This is a genomic window from Luteibacter sp. HAY1-4A (assembly GCF_056755355.1).
The window spans coordinates 13,919-28,896 of sequence record NZ_JBNDHZ010000055.1 but is presented as its reverse complement, the minus strand read 5'-3'; the positions used below and the strand labels follow the sequence as shown (position 1 = coordinate 28,896).

The 14,978-nt window shown below is 66.9% G+C and carries 12 protein-coding genes; 6 read left to right on the top strand and 6 right to left on the bottom strand.

Annotation, left to right across the window (positions count from 1 at the left end; genetic code table 11):
• Positions 1-284 precede the first annotated feature (284 nt).
• On the bottom strand, positions 285-1,070 hold the full coding sequence (locus ACPYOD_RS16280; protein WP_481302759.1) for an AMP nucleosidase: 786 nt from the start codon (positions 1,068-1,070) through the stop codon (positions 285-287).
• Between the two features lie 153 nt (positions 1,071-1,223).
• Between ACPYOD_RS16280 and ACPYOD_RS16275 the strand changes: the two genes are divergently transcribed.
• Positions 1,224-2,168 (top strand): DegV family protein, encoded by a 945-nt coding sequence (locus ACPYOD_RS16275; RefSeq protein ID WP_481302758.1) that lies wholly within the window; start codon positions 1,224-1,226, stop codon positions 2,166-2,168.
• A 2-nt stretch (positions 2,169-2,170) separates the two neighbouring features.
• On the top strand, positions 2,171-2,812 hold the full coding sequence (locus ACPYOD_RS16270) for a DUF4124 domain-containing protein (RefSeq protein ID WP_481302757.1): 642 nt from the start codon (positions 2,171-2,173) through the stop codon (positions 2,810-2,812).
• Between the two features lie 30 nt (positions 2,813-2,842).
• Here the strand turns inward: ACPYOD_RS16270 and ACPYOD_RS16265 are convergent, their stop codons facing one another.
• Both ACPYOD_RS16265 and ACPYOD_RS16260 read right to left on the bottom strand, forming a co-directional pair.
• Positions 2,843-4,072, bottom strand: a complete 1,230-nt coding sequence (locus tag ACPYOD_RS16265) for an Hsp70 family protein (protein ID WP_481302756.1) — start codon at positions 4,070-4,072, stop codon at positions 2,843-2,845.
• Positions 4,073-4,116: 44 nt separating this feature from the next.
• The gene (locus tag ACPYOD_RS16260) at positions 4,117-4,899 is read right to left on the bottom strand and encodes an SDR family oxidoreductase (RefSeq protein ID WP_481302755.1); all 783 of its coding nucleotides are present in this window, start codon (positions 4,897-4,899) and stop codon (positions 4,117-4,119) included.
• Between the two features lie 116 nt (positions 4,900-5,015).
• Here ACPYOD_RS16260 and ACPYOD_RS16255 point away from each other — a divergent pair, with 116 nt between their 5' ends.
• The gene (locus ACPYOD_RS16255) at positions 5,016-5,222 is read left to right on the top strand and encodes a hypothetical protein (RefSeq protein WP_481302754.1); all 207 of its coding nucleotides are present in this window, start codon (positions 5,016-5,018) and stop codon (positions 5,220-5,222) included.
• Positions 5,223-5,253: 31 nt separating this feature from the next.
• Here ACPYOD_RS16255 and sppA read toward each other — a convergent pair whose 3' ends face one another.
• Entirely contained in the window at positions 5,254-7,173 is a 1,920-nt protein-coding gene (sppA, locus tag ACPYOD_RS16250; RefSeq protein ID WP_481302753.1) for a signal peptide peptidase SppA, read from the bottom strand.
• 52 nt (positions 7,174-7,225) lie between these two features.
• A complete protein-coding gene (locus ACPYOD_RS16245; protein WP_481302752.1) occupies positions 7,226-8,614 on the bottom strand; it encodes an MATE family efflux transporter in 1,389 nt (462 codons plus the stop codon).
• Between the two features lie 87 nt (positions 8,615-8,701).
• Between ACPYOD_RS16245 and ACPYOD_RS16240 the strand changes: the two genes are divergently transcribed.
• The 3 genes from ACPYOD_RS16240 to tal all read left to right on the top strand — a co-directional run bounded on the left by ACPYOD_RS16240 (position 8,702) and on the right by tal (position 13,454).
• A complete protein-coding gene (locus ACPYOD_RS16240) occupies positions 8,702-9,871 on the top strand; it encodes a DUF3667 domain-containing protein (protein ID WP_481302751.1) in 1,170 nt (389 codons plus the stop codon).
• 371 nt (positions 9,872-10,242) lie between these two features.
• Entirely contained in the window at positions 10,243-12,417 is a 2,175-nt protein-coding gene (locus tag ACPYOD_RS16235) for a primosomal protein N' (protein ID WP_481302750.1), read from the top strand.
• 83 nt (positions 12,418-12,500) lie between these two features.
• A complete protein-coding gene (gene tal, locus ACPYOD_RS16230; RefSeq protein ID WP_481302749.1) occupies positions 12,501-13,454 on the top strand; it encodes a transaldolase in 954 nt (317 codons plus the stop codon).
• Positions 13,455-13,536: 82 nt separating this feature from the next.
• Here tal and ACPYOD_RS16225 read toward each other — a convergent pair whose 3' ends face one another.
• Complete coding sequence (locus ACPYOD_RS16225; protein WP_481302748.1) at positions 13,537-14,931, bottom strand: efflux transporter outer membrane subunit; 1,395 nt, start codon at positions 14,929-14,931, stop codon at positions 13,537-13,539.
• Positions 14,932-14,978 lie beyond the last annotated feature (47 nt).

The following is a 14,978-nucleotide window of genomic DNA, read 5'->3' as shown; positions in this document are numbered from 1 at the left end:
TATTCTGAATTTTCATCTCACGTAGCGATACTGTTACGTCCGACACACTTTTTCCAGGCGCTATGAAACGCAGGATCGCTCCGGCTTCACGGAACGTCTGACTGACGGCACTACATCCGGGTGCAAGCCGCACTGACGGCGAGCATGTGAGCTTGGCTAATCACTTGCTTCTGTGTCGTCGGCAGGGCCGGCCGGGTCGTTTCGCGACCTGACCGGTCACGTCGATGGCTCCCTGCGACACGGCATAGCTGCTTGCGTGATTTTGCCGCTGCTGCGTGAGGCTGCTACTCCCCATCGTCCTCGAAGCGCAGGTGCTTCACGCTTCGGCCGTGGCGGCGTACCAGCTTCAGCGCTTCCACGCCGACCTTGATGTGCCGTTCCACGTAATTGGCCGTGACCGAGGCATCGCTGGTTTCGGTCTTCACGCCTTCCGGGATCATCGGCTGGTCGGAGACGAGCAGCAGTGCGCCACAAGGGATGTGATTGGCGAAGCCCGCGGCAAAGATCGTCGCGGTTTCCATGTCGATCGCCATGCTCCGGGTGCGACGCAGGTATTCCTTGAACGCGTCGTCGTGTTCCCAGACACGGCGGTTCGTGGTGTAGACGGTGCCGGTCCAGTAGTCGTGGCCGAGGTCGCGGATCATCGTCGAGACCGCACGCTGCAACTGGAACGCGGGCAGTGCCGGCACTTCGGGCAGCAGATAGTCGTTGGACGTGCCTTCCCCGCGGATGGCGGCGATCGGCAGCACCAGGTCGCCGATGGCGTTCTTCCTCTTGAGGCCACCGCACTTGCCGAGGAACAGCACGGCCTGCGGCTCGATCACGCTCAGCAGGTCCATGACGGTGGCCGCGTTGGGACTGCCCATGCCGAAGTTGATGAGGGTGATGCCGTCGGCCGTGGCGTTGGGCATGGGCCGGTCGCGGCCGCGCACCTCCACCCCGTGGTCGTTCGCGAAGCGGTCCACGTAGTGACCGAAGTTGGTCAGGAGGATGTGCTGGCCGAAGGCCTCCAGGGGCGTGCCCGTGTAGCGGGGCAGCCAGTTGGAGACGATCTCGTTCTTGGTTTTCATGTCGAATCCGGATGCGCATGGCGCCGCCGGTGGACCTTCACCTGCCGACGGAGCGGTTACCGGCGACGCCACGCCGGCGGAGTGCCAAATTCATTCGTGCAAGTGTAGCATCCGGCTTGAACGGGCCCAGGGGGGCTCGAGCGGGAGTAGCCGATGCGGATCGGCGTGGCGATCGACGCGGCCTGCGACGTGCCGCAGGAGTTTGTGGAGCGCAACGGCATCGCCATGATGCCCATCGCGGTAAAGGTCGACTTCGAGCGGTTCAAGGACGACCGCGATCCGGCGGAGATCCAGCGCTTCCGCGACAGGAAGCTGGGCAGCCGCAGCCATTCGGCGGAAACCGAGGCCAGCTCGGTGGAGGATGTGCAGTCCCTATTCCTGGACCGCCTGGTGAAGGAATACGACTGCGTCGTATGCCTCACGATCATGGCCACGCGCAGCCCTATCCACGACAACGTGATCAAGGCGAGCTTCGCCATCCTCAAGAACTATCGCCCCATACGCGAGGCGGCGGGGCGCACCGGGCCCTTCCTGATGCGCGTGGTGGACACGCGGAACATCTTCGCCGGCGCGGGGCCCGCCGTCGCCGAAACCGTGCGGATGATCCAGGCCGGCAAGTCGCCGGCCGAGGTACGCGAGCGGGCGGCGCAGGTGGCCGACTGCTCGTATGGTTACATGCTGCCGCGCGACCTCAACTACCTGCGGTCGCGGGCCCGCAGCAAGGGCGACCGCAGCGTCAGCTTCCTCAGCTCGATGCTCGGCACGGCGCTGGACATCAAGCCTATCCTCCGCGCCCATCGCGGCGAGACGGGGCCGGTGGGCAAGGTCCGTGGTTTCGAACAGGGCGCACTCGCCTTGTTCGAGTATGCGTCGAAGCGCGTCCAGGCCGGCCTGATGGTGCCGTCGCTTTCATTGAGCTACGGCGGCGACCTCGACGAGATGCGCAACCTGCCCGGATATACCGCCCTGGTGCGCAACTGTGAGGACGCGGGCGTGCAGGTGCTGGAAAGTCCCATGGGCATCACGGGCATGGTGAACGTGGGCGAAGGCGCCATGACACTCGGACTGGCGTCCGAAGACCACGTGGCGGAGTTCTGAACGTGGGCGCGAAGCGCGTCGCGGCGGTCGCGATCGCGCTGGCCGCGACCGGGGTCGCGACGGGTGAAACCGTCTACAAGTGCCAGGCGGGCGGCCGCACGATCTACCAGCAGACACCTTGCGCGAAGGATCAGCACCAGCAGGCGATCCATCTGGAAGATCCCGCTCCCTCGGCGGCACGGCCTGCTCCGCCTCCGGTGGCACCCGTCGTCGAAGAGCGCGCGGAAGCGCCGCCTCCACCCCAGGCGTTCGCGCCACCGCCGACCTTGTTCGGCTGCATCCGTGCGACCGACGGCAAGCCCTATACGAGCCGTGACGGACAACCGCAACCCTACATGGCGCCGCTGGGCGTGCTGGGCGCGGTGAGCCAGCCGCTCGCCGATACGTATGGAAGCCGCGACGCGGCCGTCGCCTCGGCACCCGAATTGAACCGGGGCAAGGGCAACGCCGCCGCGGTGGCCACGAGCAACTATGTATGGGTGCAGGACCAGTGCCGGCCGCTGTCACCGGCCGAGGCATGCGCCGCATTGCGCGACGACGCGGAAGCCAACCAGCGCGCGATACGCAATGCCTTCAAGAGCGAGCGCGGGCCGCTGGAGGCAAGGGACGCGCAACTGCGGCAACAGTTGCAGGGCTGCAACTGATCCTGAAGATTTCGATCGACTGGACGGCGCTCAGACCGACGTCGCGTCGAGTTCCGTCGCGGCAACGGCCAGGCCCGACACGACGCCCAGCGAAGGATCGCCCTCCACCATCGGGATGTCCGCGAAGCTCTGCCTTACCGCATCCTTGACGATGGGCGAACGCGACGTGCCACCAGTGAGGAAAATGCTTGCGGGCACGGACGGCCATGTCTCCCTCACTTCGTCGAGCAGACGCTGCATGCGCTCGATGAACGGCTCGGCTGCCTCGTCCATGTCGCCGCGGGCGATGTCCACGCCCAGCCCCGGCTCGAGGAAGCCCAGGTCGGCCCCGGTCCGATCTTGGCTGCTCAGTGCGATCTTGCTGCGCTCCGCCGTCTGGTTGAGGCGGGTAGTGGCACCCGGTTGCTGCAAGGCCTGCAGACGCGAACGCCAGGGTTCGTCCACGAAGCGATAGTCCTGGCGGCGGAATTCGCGCTGTTTCGGAAGGTTGTGCACGCTTGCCGCTTCCACGAAGTGGTGCACCGGCACGCGGGTGACGTTGTTGCCGAGTTGCGGCATGAAGGCGCGCATGCTGAGGTTCACGTCGAGGTCGGTGCCGCCCTTCGCGAGGCCCCATGTGCGGACGATCCGCGGCAGCTCCTCGCCGCCCAGTTCCGCGAAGGCCACGTCGGTGGTGCCCCCGCCGATGTCGACGATGAGCGCTGTCTGCCGGGTGGACAGACGCTTGTGGTAATGCATCGCCGCCGCCGCTGGCTCTTCCAGGAAGGTGACGCTGTCGAAGCCCGCCACGGCGGCAGCTTCGCGGATGATTTCCACCGCCTGCTCGGAGCCCTTGTCACCCATCGAGCTGCGGAAGTGCACCGGGCGGCCGATCACCGCCGTGCGCACGGTTTCACCCAGCTGCCGGCTGGCGGCGAGGCGGATGTGTTCGAGCACGTACGTGGCGATGTGCACGATCACCTTGCGCACCTGCGGGTCCATGCGGAACCCGAGCATCGACTTCGGCGACTCGATGAGATTGCCGTCGCCGTATTCGAGATACGCGGCCACGGCTTCGTCGCCGAACAGCGCCTCCTCGAAGCTATCCACCGTGGCCGCGCGTGTTTCCGTGCGGCGCCTGGTGGGATCGGGTACCACTTCCGGAAAAAACACCGCGGTACGGAACTGCTTCGCGTCGCCGAAGGTGACGTGGGTCAGTTCGCCGTCGACGAAGGTCGCGGCGGCCGTGTAGCTCGTGCCGAAATCGATACCGATGTGCATGCGGGTTCCTCGGGGGAACCGCCTATTCTAGGGCACTACCGGGTTCAGAACCCGTAGCGCAGGAATCCGCCGTCCACCGCGACGATCTCCCCCGTGACGTAGCTCGCGGCGGGCAGGCACAGGAAGGCCACCGCGCCGGCGACCTCCTCGGGTTCGCCGATGCGCCCCATCGGCGTCCGGTCCAGCACCTCCTCCAGGTACTCCACATCGGCGAGCGCGGGTTCGCTGCGCTGCGTGCGGATGTACCAGGGGGCCACGGCGTTCACGCGGATACCGTCCTCCGCCCATTCGCAGGCGAGGTTGCGCGTCATCTGGTGCAAGGCGGCCTTGGTCATGCCATAGGGAGAGCCGGTGCGGACGTGCACGATGCCGGACACCGAACCCACGTTCACGATGGCCGCGTTCGCATGCTGTACGAGGTGCGGAAACGCCGCACGGCTCATCTCGTACGCGGCGAACACGTTGAGTTCGAAGAGGGCGCGGTATTCGTCTTCCTCATAGTCCAGCGTGGCCTTGGGCACGTTGCCGCCCACGTTGTTCACCAGGATGGAGAGGTTCACCCCGAGGTCGGCGACCCAGTCGAACACGGCCAGGCGATCTTCGTGGTCGGAGAGGTCGGCCGCCATGCCGAGCACTTCGACGTCGGGGCACTCCTCGGCCAGTTCGTCGCGAACTTCCTGCAACGCCAATTCGTCGCGCGCGACGAGCAGGACATCGGCACCGAGGGCCGCAAGCTCGCGCGCGCAGGCGTAGCCGATACCCTTGCTGGCCCCGGTGACGAGGGCGGTGCGGCCGTCGAGGCGCCAGCTGGCGAGTCGTGGGTGCATGTGCGATCTCCGTGCTTTACGCGGATCGTAAGGGATCGAACGCCGGAAGTGTCCGCTTGCGATTGCGCATGGCCGGCATCCGGACCAGACTCGGCGCCGACACAGGAGGACACGACATGACCCGCTACCTTCCGCTACTGGTCCTGATCGGCGCCTGCGCCGCGTGTTCGAAACCGCCGCAGCCGCATGAACCACCCACTCCGCAGGCCAGGGTCGAGACGCCCTGGGACTCGCTGGAGGCGCAGAAAAAGAAGGCGCAGGACGTGCAGAAAACCGTGGACGCCCAGGCCAAGGCCCAGGCGAAAGCGATCGACGGCGAATAGGCGCCAGGGCCTGTAAACAGGCCCTGGAGAGTTACCTGGGCGAGCAGAAGCAGTAGGCGTACACGTGCGGCTTGCCCGCTTCGGCGTTACGGAAAAGCGACCACTCCGGTGCCAGTTTCGGCAGCTCGGCCACCCACGACGGCAGGTGCAGTCCCCACGACATCGCCACCCGCGCCTCGGCACTGTCGCCGATGTTGGTGAGGAAACGCTCGAAGGCACCCATGGGCTTTTCGGCGTAGCGCACGCTGAAGTCCTTGCCGAGGCTCGCCTGTTCCGCCGCGTCGCGGATCGCGTCGTCGAGGCTGCCCAGGCGGTCGACCAGGCCGCGATCGAGCGCCTGCTGCCCCGTCCACACGCGGCCCTGCGCGATGGCGTCGATGGCAGCGAAATCCTTGCCCCGAGCCTTCGCCACGTTGCCGACAAAATCGCGATAGCCCTTGTCGATGATGCTCTGGATGAGCACGCCGACGTTGGGATCGAGCGGCCGGGTCAGGTCGAAGGCGCCGGCCAGCGGGCTCGTCGAGACGCCGTCGCTCTTCACGCCGATCTTGGCTAGGGTGTCGGGCACGGTGAAGAACATGCCGAAGATGCCGATCGAACCAGTGATGGTGTTGGGCTCGGCGTAGATCCGGTTGGCGTTCATCGAGATCCAGTAGCCGCCACTCGCGGCCACGTCGCCCATCGACACCACGACGGGGATGCCGGCCTCGCGGGTAAGCTCGACCTCGCGGCGGATCTGCTCCGCCGCGTAGACCTCGCCGCCGGGCGAATTCACCCGGAGCACGAGCGCCCGCGTGCGCCGGTCCTGGCGCACGGCGCGGATCAAGGCCGCCGTGGAATCGCCGCCGATCCGGCCCTGCACCTGCTTGCCGCCGGCGATCTCGCCCTCGGCGACCACCACGGCGACGCCCGGTCCCGTCTGCAGCACGTCGACGGTGGCAAGGCCCCGTTCGGCGACGTACGCCGCCAGGTCGACCTGGCGGAAGCCCTGGTCCTTCTTCCCGGCCGGCACGCCTTCGGCACGCAGCATCTTCACGAACTGCTGTTCGGTGGCTATGCCGTCGGCGAGCTTTTCGTCGATCGCGAGCTGGGCGAGGCTGCCCTTTGCGTCGCGCACGCGCTCGGCCAGGCTGTCGATGTCGGCGCGCAGCGATGCCGGGTCGAGGCGGCGCATGCGTGCCACTTCGTCGATCCACGTGCTCCACAGGCCGCCGAGCCAGTACGCGTCGGCTTCCTTCGATTCGGGCGACGCATGGTCGAGGATGAACGGCTCCGCCGCGCTCTTGAACTGGCCCACGCGGAACAGGTGCACCTGCACGCCAAGGCGGTCGAGCATGTCCTTGTAGAACAGGCGATAGTTGGCGAGGCCGATGGCCATGACGCCGCCTTGCGGGTCGATATAGACCTTGTCGGCGTGCGCGGCCAGGTAGTACTGGCCCTGGTCCAGGCTGGCGGCCCAGACGAGTACGGGCTTGCCCGCCTTGCGGAAGCGATCGAGGGCGGCACCGACTTCGCGCAGCGCCGCGAAACCGCCGGCCTGCAGCTTGTCGGGGCGCAGCACGATGCGGCTGATGCGGTCGTCCTTGGCCGCGCTGTCGATGGCGCGGACGAGGTCGCGCACCTGCACCTGCTGCACACCGTCGCCCGTCATGCGGCCGATGGCGCGCGACAGCGGCTCCGCGCTGTACTGCTCGACCAGCGCACCCTCCGGCGCCAGCACCAGGACCGTGCGGTCGTCCACCTGCCCGGCCCGGCTGCCGAGGAACACGAGCAGCAGGAAGACGGCAAGGAGACCGAAGAAGAACGCGTTGAGGATCACCAGGCGGGTGATGTTCAGACCGCGGCCGAGGCCAAGCATGAAACGACCGAAGCCGCCACGCCGGCGCGGCGGGGGAACGGGCAGCGGACGGTCTGGCAGGGGCGGTGGCACGGCGTCGTAGCGATCCGACATCTAGGCGGTTCCTTCGGGATTGCGTGCAGCGTAACCCGTCGGACCGTTGGTATCACGTGTGGAATGGCATGGGCACCGCAGTGTCGGGATCGTTCCGCCAGTCGCCCTTCACGCTGCTGCGCCAGAACCTCGCAAAAAGGAGGATGGCCGCCATGCTGAGCCCGGCGATGAGGCCCATCCACATGCCGCGCGCGCCCATGTCCCGGTGGAACGCCAGCCACCAGCCGATCGGCATGCCCACCACCCAATAGGCGAACAAGGTGATGCCCATCGGCACGCGTGTGTCTTTCAGCCCGCGCAACGCGCCGTTCGACGCCACCTGGATACCGTCGGAGAACTGGAAGAAGCCGGCGAGCACCAGCAGTTGCGACGCCATCGCGATCACGGCCACGTCGCCGGTGTAGAGCCGGGCGATGGCTTCCGGAAACGCCAGCATCACCCCGGACGATATGAACTGCGTGACCAGCACCAGCGCGATGCCGGACAGGCCCGCGTAACGCACCCCCGCCACGTCCCGGCGTCCCGCCGCGTTGCCCACGCGCACCGTGATCGCCATCGACAGGCCCAGCGGAATCATGAAGGCGACGGACGCCACATTGAGCGCCACATGGTGACCCGCCGTGACCGTCTCTCCGAGGCGGCCGATCAGCAGCGCCACGGCAACGAACAGCCCTGCCTCCATGAGCAGGGTGACCGCCATCGGCAGGCCGATGTGCAGCAGCGGGCCGATCTTCCGGAAGTCGGGCTTCGCAAAATGGCCGCGCAGGTTGAGGTCGCGATAATTGCGATGCTTCAGCACGTAGATTGCGAAGCCGAGCATTTCCGCCCAGAGCACCACCGCCGTGGCGATACCGCTGCCGCGCGCACCCATGACGGGAAAGCCGAGCTTGCCGTACATGAGCACGTAGCCCAGCGGCGCCAGCAGGACCAGCCCGCCGAAGCTGAAGTACATCGACGGGCGCGGCATCGACAGGCCTTCGGACAGCCCGCGCAACGCGAAATAAGTGGTGAGCGCGGGCGCGGCGAAACAGATGGCATGCAGGAATGCCTCGACGTCCGGACGCATCGACTCCACCACCCCGAACAACGCCATCAGGGGCGAGGCATGCCACACGCCGATGCCGAGCAGCACGCCGAGCACCCATGCGATGTACAGGGCCTGGTGGAACACCGGGCCGACTTCGCCGCGACGTCCCGCACCGTCCAGCTGCGCCACCGTCGGAGGCACCGCCATCATCGTGCCGATACCGGTGACGATCGCGAGCACCCAGATGCTGGCACCGGTGACAACCGACGCCTGCGTGTGCGCCGCCTGGTGCCCGGCGAGCACCGCGTCGACGACGTTGGTACCGATGGCGGAGAGTTGCGCGACGATCATCGGCAGGGCCAGCCGTACGGTGGCGCCGATCTCCCGCCGCGCGCGGGCGCGGTCGATGGTCATGAGGCTGCTGGCGGTGGATGGCCGCCCATTGTAGCGGTTGCCGTGCCATCATCCGCAGCCGAAAGGGGAAACTCGGGGGAAGAAGCGATGAATCAATTGACGCCGTCGCCCGGCCTGCTCTGCGCCAATTGCGGCGAAGAGCTGAAGGGCGAGTTCTGCCACGCCTGCGGCCAGTCGATCCGCAGCGTGATCAAGCCGGTCTCGCACATGCTGGAGGACGCCGGCGACCTCTTCTTCCACATGGACGAACGCATCGTCCATACCTTGCCGCCGCTGTACACGAAGCCCGGCTTCCTCACCCTCGAATACTTCTCCGGGCGCCGGGTCCGCTACATCGCCCCGTTCCGGCTGATGTTCGTCTTCTGCCTGCTCGCCTTCTTCTTCATGCACCTGGCGATCAGCAACACCCATCTCGATGAAGGCCTCCACGTTGCCTCGCCGGGCAAGGACAACGTCGAGGCGCTGCACGCGGCAGACACGGCCGACGATGTGCGGAAGATCTACCAGGGACAGATGGACGAGTTGAACGCGGCCAAGGCGGATCCCGACCTTCCGGCCGCCGGGAAGGCCGCGATCGGGCTCAGCCAGCAAGTCGTCCTCGATGCCGCGAACCGCCGGCTCGCCGAATTGAAGGCCGAGCCCATCGCCCCCGGAACCAATGCGGAAACGGGCCTCAAACCGCGGCACCGGAGCGAGAACAGCTGGTTCTCCCGGACGACCACCATCGACATCGCCTGGCTGCCGGACGTGATGACCCGGCGCCTGGCCCTCGGCATCGCGCACTTCAAGGCCAACATCGCCCAGGTGATGGATGGTGGCCCCGGGAAGAGCGAGGCGATCCGCCGCATCATCGAGGGATTCTTTTCGGTGCTGCCGCAGACACTGCTGGTGATGATCCCGGTGTTCGCGCTGATCCTGAAGCTGTTCTATGTCTTCAAGCGCCGGCTGTACATGGAGCACGTGATCGTGGCCTTGCACAGCCATGCCTTCCTTTTCATTTCCCTGCTCGGGCTGATGCTGCTGGGATTCGCGAAGGCGGCGATCGAGCCCCATTTCGGACCGGCCGGGAAGGCGATCACCCTGGTCCAGGCAGCCATGTGGATCTGGATGCCCTTATACCTGCTGATCATGCAGAAACGGGTGTATCGGCAAGGGTGGCCGATGACCCTGCTGAAGTACTGGCTGATAGGCAGCGTCTATTTCTGGCTGGTACTTTTCGCCCTTTCCGTGGCCGCGCTCTTAGGTGCGGCGCACTAGGATTTTTTCCTAAGGGGCGGGGGGTTGTGCACAGGCGGGGGGCCCCCTTCGCGTTTGTCAAGAAGAAATGGAGGGGCGGTGAACAACCCCCACAAGCCCATCCATAAGTTATTGAAATGACGATACATTTCAGCTTGGTTAAAATGTACCCAAGCTAACCGGAATGGCCCAACCATGCGCCTTGGATGCCTTCCATCCGAGGCTCATCCACAGAGTTATCCACAGCGCTTGTGGATAACACGGAAAGCGGTCGCGGGGCGGGCACTTACAGCTTCTTCTTCCCTTCCGACACGTCATTCTTAGGCAAACCCATGTGCTACTGGTCAATCATTGACCAGCAGAATCGGCATCTCCCTATAAACTAGGCTCCGATGAACGCCGTTGTCCGCGTCGCCCTTCCGGTGCCTTTGCCGACCCTCTTCGACTACCTGCCGCCCCTGGACGGTCAGGCGCGGGCGGGTGCGCGGGTGCGGGTGCCGTTCGGGCGGGGCGAAATGGTCGGGGTGGTCGTGGATCCGGCGGCAGAGGCGGCCGTGGGCGCCACGCGGCTGAAACGGGTCGCGGAAGTCCTCGATCCCTTTCCCCTGCTGGACGACGAACTCATGGCCACCCTCGCATGGGCGGCCGACTACTGGGCAGGCGCGCCAGGAGAGGCCTTCGCCAACGCCTTGCCGCTGGCCCTGCGTGAGCCCCGGCCGTTACCGGCGACGGGACGCGAGGCGTGGACGCTTACGCTCCAGGGACGCTCGGCGCTCGATGCGGGCACTCGAAAGGGCGGCTCGGCCGCGTTCCTCGCCGCGCTCCGCGACGGGGCCCGCGCCGCGGACGACCTCACGCTGGCCATGCCCGGCTGGCGCGCCGCGGCCCGGCGGCTGCTCGAGGCTGGCCTCGTCGAGAGCATCCAGCTTGAAGGCACCTCCCTGCCGGTGTCTTCCGCGCCCGTGCCCGGCTTGAGCGACGAACAGACCGCGGCGGTCGCGGCGATCGGCGAGGGATTCGGCGCTTTCCACCCTTACCTTCTGGACGGTGTCACCGGCAGCGGCAAGACCGAGGTCTACCTGGCGCTCATCGAACGGGCGCTGGCCGAAGGACGGCAGACGCTGCTGCTGGTACCCGAAATCGGCCTTGCGCCGCAGACGGTCCGCCGCCTTCGCGAACGCCTGGGCGTGGCCGTCGAAGTGCTGCACTCGAACCTCGCCGAGGGCGAACGCGCGCGCGCGTGGCTGCGGGCGCGCGACGGCACCGCACGCGTGGTCCTGGGAACGCGTTCGGCGGTGTTCACCCCCCTGCCGCACGCCGGCCTCATCGTCGTCGACGAAGAACACGACCCGTCCTACAAGCAGCAGGAAGGGTTTCGCTATCACGCGCGGGACCTCGCCGTGGTCAGGGCGCGCACCCTGGGTGTGCCGGTGGTACTCGGTTCGGCGACGCCTTCCCTGGAGACGCTCGGCAACGTGCAAGCCGGCCGCTACACCCGGCTGCTGCTTCGGGCGCGGCCCGGTGCCTCGCAATCCACCCGTGTGCAGATCGTCGACATGCGTGCCCAGCGGCTCGACCATGGCCTGTCGCCTACCCTTGTGCATGCGGTGGCGGCGTGCGTCGAACGCGGCGAGCAGGCGCTCGTCTTCCGCAACCGGCGCGGATACGCCCCCGTGCTGCTTTGCCACGACTGCGGCTGGCACGCGGACTGCCCCCGCTGCGAGCGGCCCATGACCCTGCATGCGGGACGGCGGCGGCTCGTGTGCCATCACTGCGACAACACCGCGGCGGTCCCGTCCGCCTGCCCCGCCTGCGGCTCGGCAAACTTGAGCCCCCAGGGACAAGGCACCGAGCGGCTGGAGGAAGCGCTGGCCGAACGCTTCCCCGACGTTCCCGTCGTCCGCATCGACCGCGAGACGACGCGCAGGCGCGATGCCTTCGGCGACATTCTCGACGGCCTGCGCGAGGACAAGCCGGCGATCCTGGTCGGCACCCAGATGCTGGCAAAGGGCCACGACCTGCCGAACCTCACCCTGGTGGCTATTGTCGGGGTGGACGAAGGGCTCCACAGCGTCGATTTCCGCGCGGGCGAGCGGCTGGCCCAGCTGGTGGTCCAGGTCGCGGGCCGGGCCGGACGTGCCAGCAAGCCGGGCAGCGTGCTGTTGCAGACGCACCACCCCGACCACGCGATGTTGCACGCCCTGCTCCGCGGCGGTTACCCGGCCGTGGCCGAGGGTCTGCTGGAGGAACGCCGACTGCTCGACCTGCCCCCCTACTCGCACCAGGTGCTGCTGCGCGCCGATGCACTGGGACGCGCCGAGGTGGACGAGTTCCTCGCTCAAGCCCACGTGGCCATCGGCGACCCCGGCGACCTGCGGGTGGCAGGCCCCATGCCGGCGCCCATGCCGCTGCGCGCGGGCCGCTATCGCGGGCAGTTGCTGGTGGAGGCCGCCACGCGCGCGCAACTGCACGCCTTCCTGCGCCCGTGGCGGCAGGCCCTCGCCGCCTTGCCCGCGGCGCGCAAGGTACGCTGGTCGCTGGATGTCGACCCGATCGACCTTTATTGACTGAACCCAAACGTATGGATGCCTACATTTGCTCCGCGTTCGGCGCGACAATAGACGCCTTACCAGGTAACGGAACCCCCAACGTGACCAGCCAACTAGAACAGCTCCGCAAGATCACCACCGTCGTGGCCGACACGGGCGACTTCAATGCCATGAAAAAATACAAGCCGGAGGACGCGACCACCAATCCGTCGCTGCTCCTGAAGGCTGCCGGCATTTCCGAGTACGCCGGGTACATCGACGAGGCCGTGCAATGGGCGAAGTCGCAGAGCAACAGCCGCGACCGCCAACTCACCGACGCCGCCGACCGTCTTTCCGTCCTGTTCGGGCGCGAGATACTCAACATCGTCCCAGGGCGCGTGTCCACCGAGGTCGACGCCCGGCTCTCCTTCGACACTGATGCCTCCATCGAGAAGGCGCGCCGCCTCATCGCGTTCTACGAAGAAATCGGCATCAAGCGCGAACGCATCCTCATCAAGCTCGCTTCCACGTGGGAAGGCATCCGCGCCGCGGAGCAGCTGCAGAAGGAAAAGATCAACTGCAACCTCACGCTGCTCTTCAGCTTCGAACAGGCCGTCGCCTGCGCCGAAGCCGGCGTGTTCCTGATCTCGCCGTTCGTCGGCCGTATCTTCGACTGGTACGTCGCGAACACCGACAAGAAGGTCTACGCCCCGGCAGAAGATCCGGGCGTGCAGTCGGTGCGCCGCATCTACGACTGGTACAAGCTGCACGGTTTCGAAACCGTCGTGATGGGCGCGAGCTTCCGCAACATCGGCCAGATCCAGGCCCTCGCCGGTTGCGACAGGCTGACCATCTCGCCGGAACTGCTGAAGCAGCTGGACGAGACGAACGAACCGCTGCCGGTCGCCTTGAAGGACAGCGGCCGCCGCGAGCCGGCGCCGGCGAGGATCGACGAAACCAAGTTCCGCTGGGGCCACAACGAAAACGCCATGGCCACCGACAAGCTTGCCGACGGTATCCGCAAGTTCGCCGCCGACCAGCGCAAGCTCGAAGAGTTGATCGGCGCGAAGCTCTGACCGCGTCAGCGTCGATGCGATAAAAAAGGAAGGGGCCGAAAGGCCCCTTTTCGCGTATATCGGCGGATCGCCCCGGCCGGCGTCAAACGTGCCAGCCGCCGCCCAGCGCACGGACCAGCTGAACGCTCGCGCGTAGCTGCCTCGTCTCCAGGTCGATCACGCTGCGCCGTGCGTCCAGCGCCGCGGTCTGCGCCTGCACCACATCGAGGTAACCAACCGCGCCTTCGCGATAGCGGTTGAGCGAAAGGTCCACGGACCGTTGCGCCGCGTCGGCGGCGGCACGCTGGTCCACCAGCGCCGTGCCGAGGTCGCGCAACAGCGTGAGGTTGTCTTCCACCTGCGCGAACGCATTCAGCACCACCGACCGGTATTGCGCACCGGCCTCGTCGGTCGCGGCCTTCGCTTGTTCCACCGCGGCCTTGCGGCGGCCGCCGTCGAAGACGCTGAGCAACAGGGTGGGACCGATGGCCCAGAAACGGTTCGGTGCCGTGGCGATGCTTCCCCAGCGATCGCTCTGCCAGCCGCCCTGCGCATCGAGGGTCAGCTGCGGGAAGAACGCCGAACGTGCGATACCCACGCGGGCGTTGGCAGCGGCCGTGCGGCGTTCGGCAGCGGCAATGTCCGGGCGACGCTGGAGGATCGCCGACGGCACCTCCAGCGGGATCGTCGGGACCGTGACCTGCGCATCGTCCGTGGCGAGTGAAAAGCTCGACGCCGAATCGCCAACCAGCACGGCGATGGCATGCAACACCAGGCCGCGTTGCGCCTGGGCCTGGGTCAGCTGCGATTTCGCATTCGACAACTGCGTTTGTGCGCGCGCCACGTCAAGGCCCGACGCAATGCCGCCGTCGTGACGGGACTGGGTGAGCGCGAGGGCTCGCGTGAACGCGTCGATGCTCTCTTGCAGCACCTTGATCTGACGGTCGAAACCGTTGAGCTGGAGGTAACTGTCCGCGAGCTGGGCTTGCAGGCTCAACTGCACGGAGGCGAGGTCGGCGGCTGAAGCTGCCTGCTCCGCCGTGCCGGCCGTCACGCTGTCGCGCACGCGGCCCCACAGGTCCACTTCGTAATCCAGCTGGGCGCCGATGGTGTAGGAGTTGTAGTTGCTCGGAGACGTGGCGCCGCGCAAAGGCTTCGTGTCGGACTCGCGATCGCGCTGGCCGTTCGCGTTCAGGCCGATCTGCGGAAACAGCCCGGAACGCACTTGCCGCGTGAACGCTTCGGACTGTTCGTAGTGCGCGAGTGCGGCCGCCAGCGTGGCGTTGTTCTCCACCAGCCGTGCCTGCAGTTCGTCGAGGCGTCCGTCGCCGTAGAGTTTCCACCAGCCATTGCGATCCAGCTGGTCGGCAGGCTTCGCTTCCACCCAGGGGCTGTCCACGTTCGCATACTGCGGAGCCACCGGTACGTCCGGCGCCTTGTACGTCGGCGCGAGCGAGCAGCCGGAAAGACCCGCAGCGATAAGAACTACCCTGGCCATGTGGGAGCCGGCTCTGCCGGCGATCCCGCGGCAGCGGGCAGGCTTGT

Excerpts from the sequence above, each read along its gene's own strand:
- ACPYOD_RS16280 (WP_481302759.1), bottom strand. The coding sequence starts at position 1,070 with ATGAAAACCAAGAACGAGATCGTCTCCAACTGGCTGCCCCGCTACACG.
- ACPYOD_RS16260 (WP_481302755.1), bottom strand. The coding sequence starts at position 4,899 with ATGCACCCACGACTCGCCAGCTGGCGCCTCGACGGCCGCACCGCCCTC.
- ACPYOD_RS16255 (WP_481302754.1), top strand. The coding sequence starts at position 5,016 with ATGACCCGCTACCTTCCGCTACTGGTCCTGATCGGCGCCTGCGCCGCG.
- ACPYOD_RS16275 (WP_481302758.1), top strand. The coding sequence starts at position 1,224 with ATGCGGATCGGCGTGGCGATCGACGCGGCCTGCGACGTGCCGCAGGAG.
- ACPYOD_RS16245 (WP_481302752.1), bottom strand. The coding sequence starts at position 8,614 with ATGACCATCGACCGCGCCCGCGCGCGGCGGGAGATCGGCGCCACCGTA.
- ACPYOD_RS16225 (WP_481302748.1), bottom strand. The coding sequence starts at position 14,931 with ATGGCCAGGGTAGTTCTTATCGCTGCGGGTCTTTCCGGCTGCTCGCTC.
- ACPYOD_RS16240 (WP_481302751.1), top strand. The coding sequence starts at position 8,702 with ATGAATCAATTGACGCCGTCGCCCGGCCTGCTCTGCGCCAATTGCGGC.
- ACPYOD_RS16265 (WP_481302756.1), bottom strand. The coding sequence starts at position 4,072 with ATGCACATCGGTATCGATTTCGGCACGAGCTACACGGCCGCCGCGACC.
- sppA (WP_481302753.1), bottom strand. The coding sequence starts at position 7,173 with ATGTCGGATCGCTACGACGCCGTGCCACCGCCCCTGCCAGACCGTCCG.
- ACPYOD_RS16235 (WP_481302750.1), top strand. The coding sequence starts at position 10,243 with ATGAACGCCGTTGTCCGCGTCGCCCTTCCGGTGCCTTTGCCGACCCTC.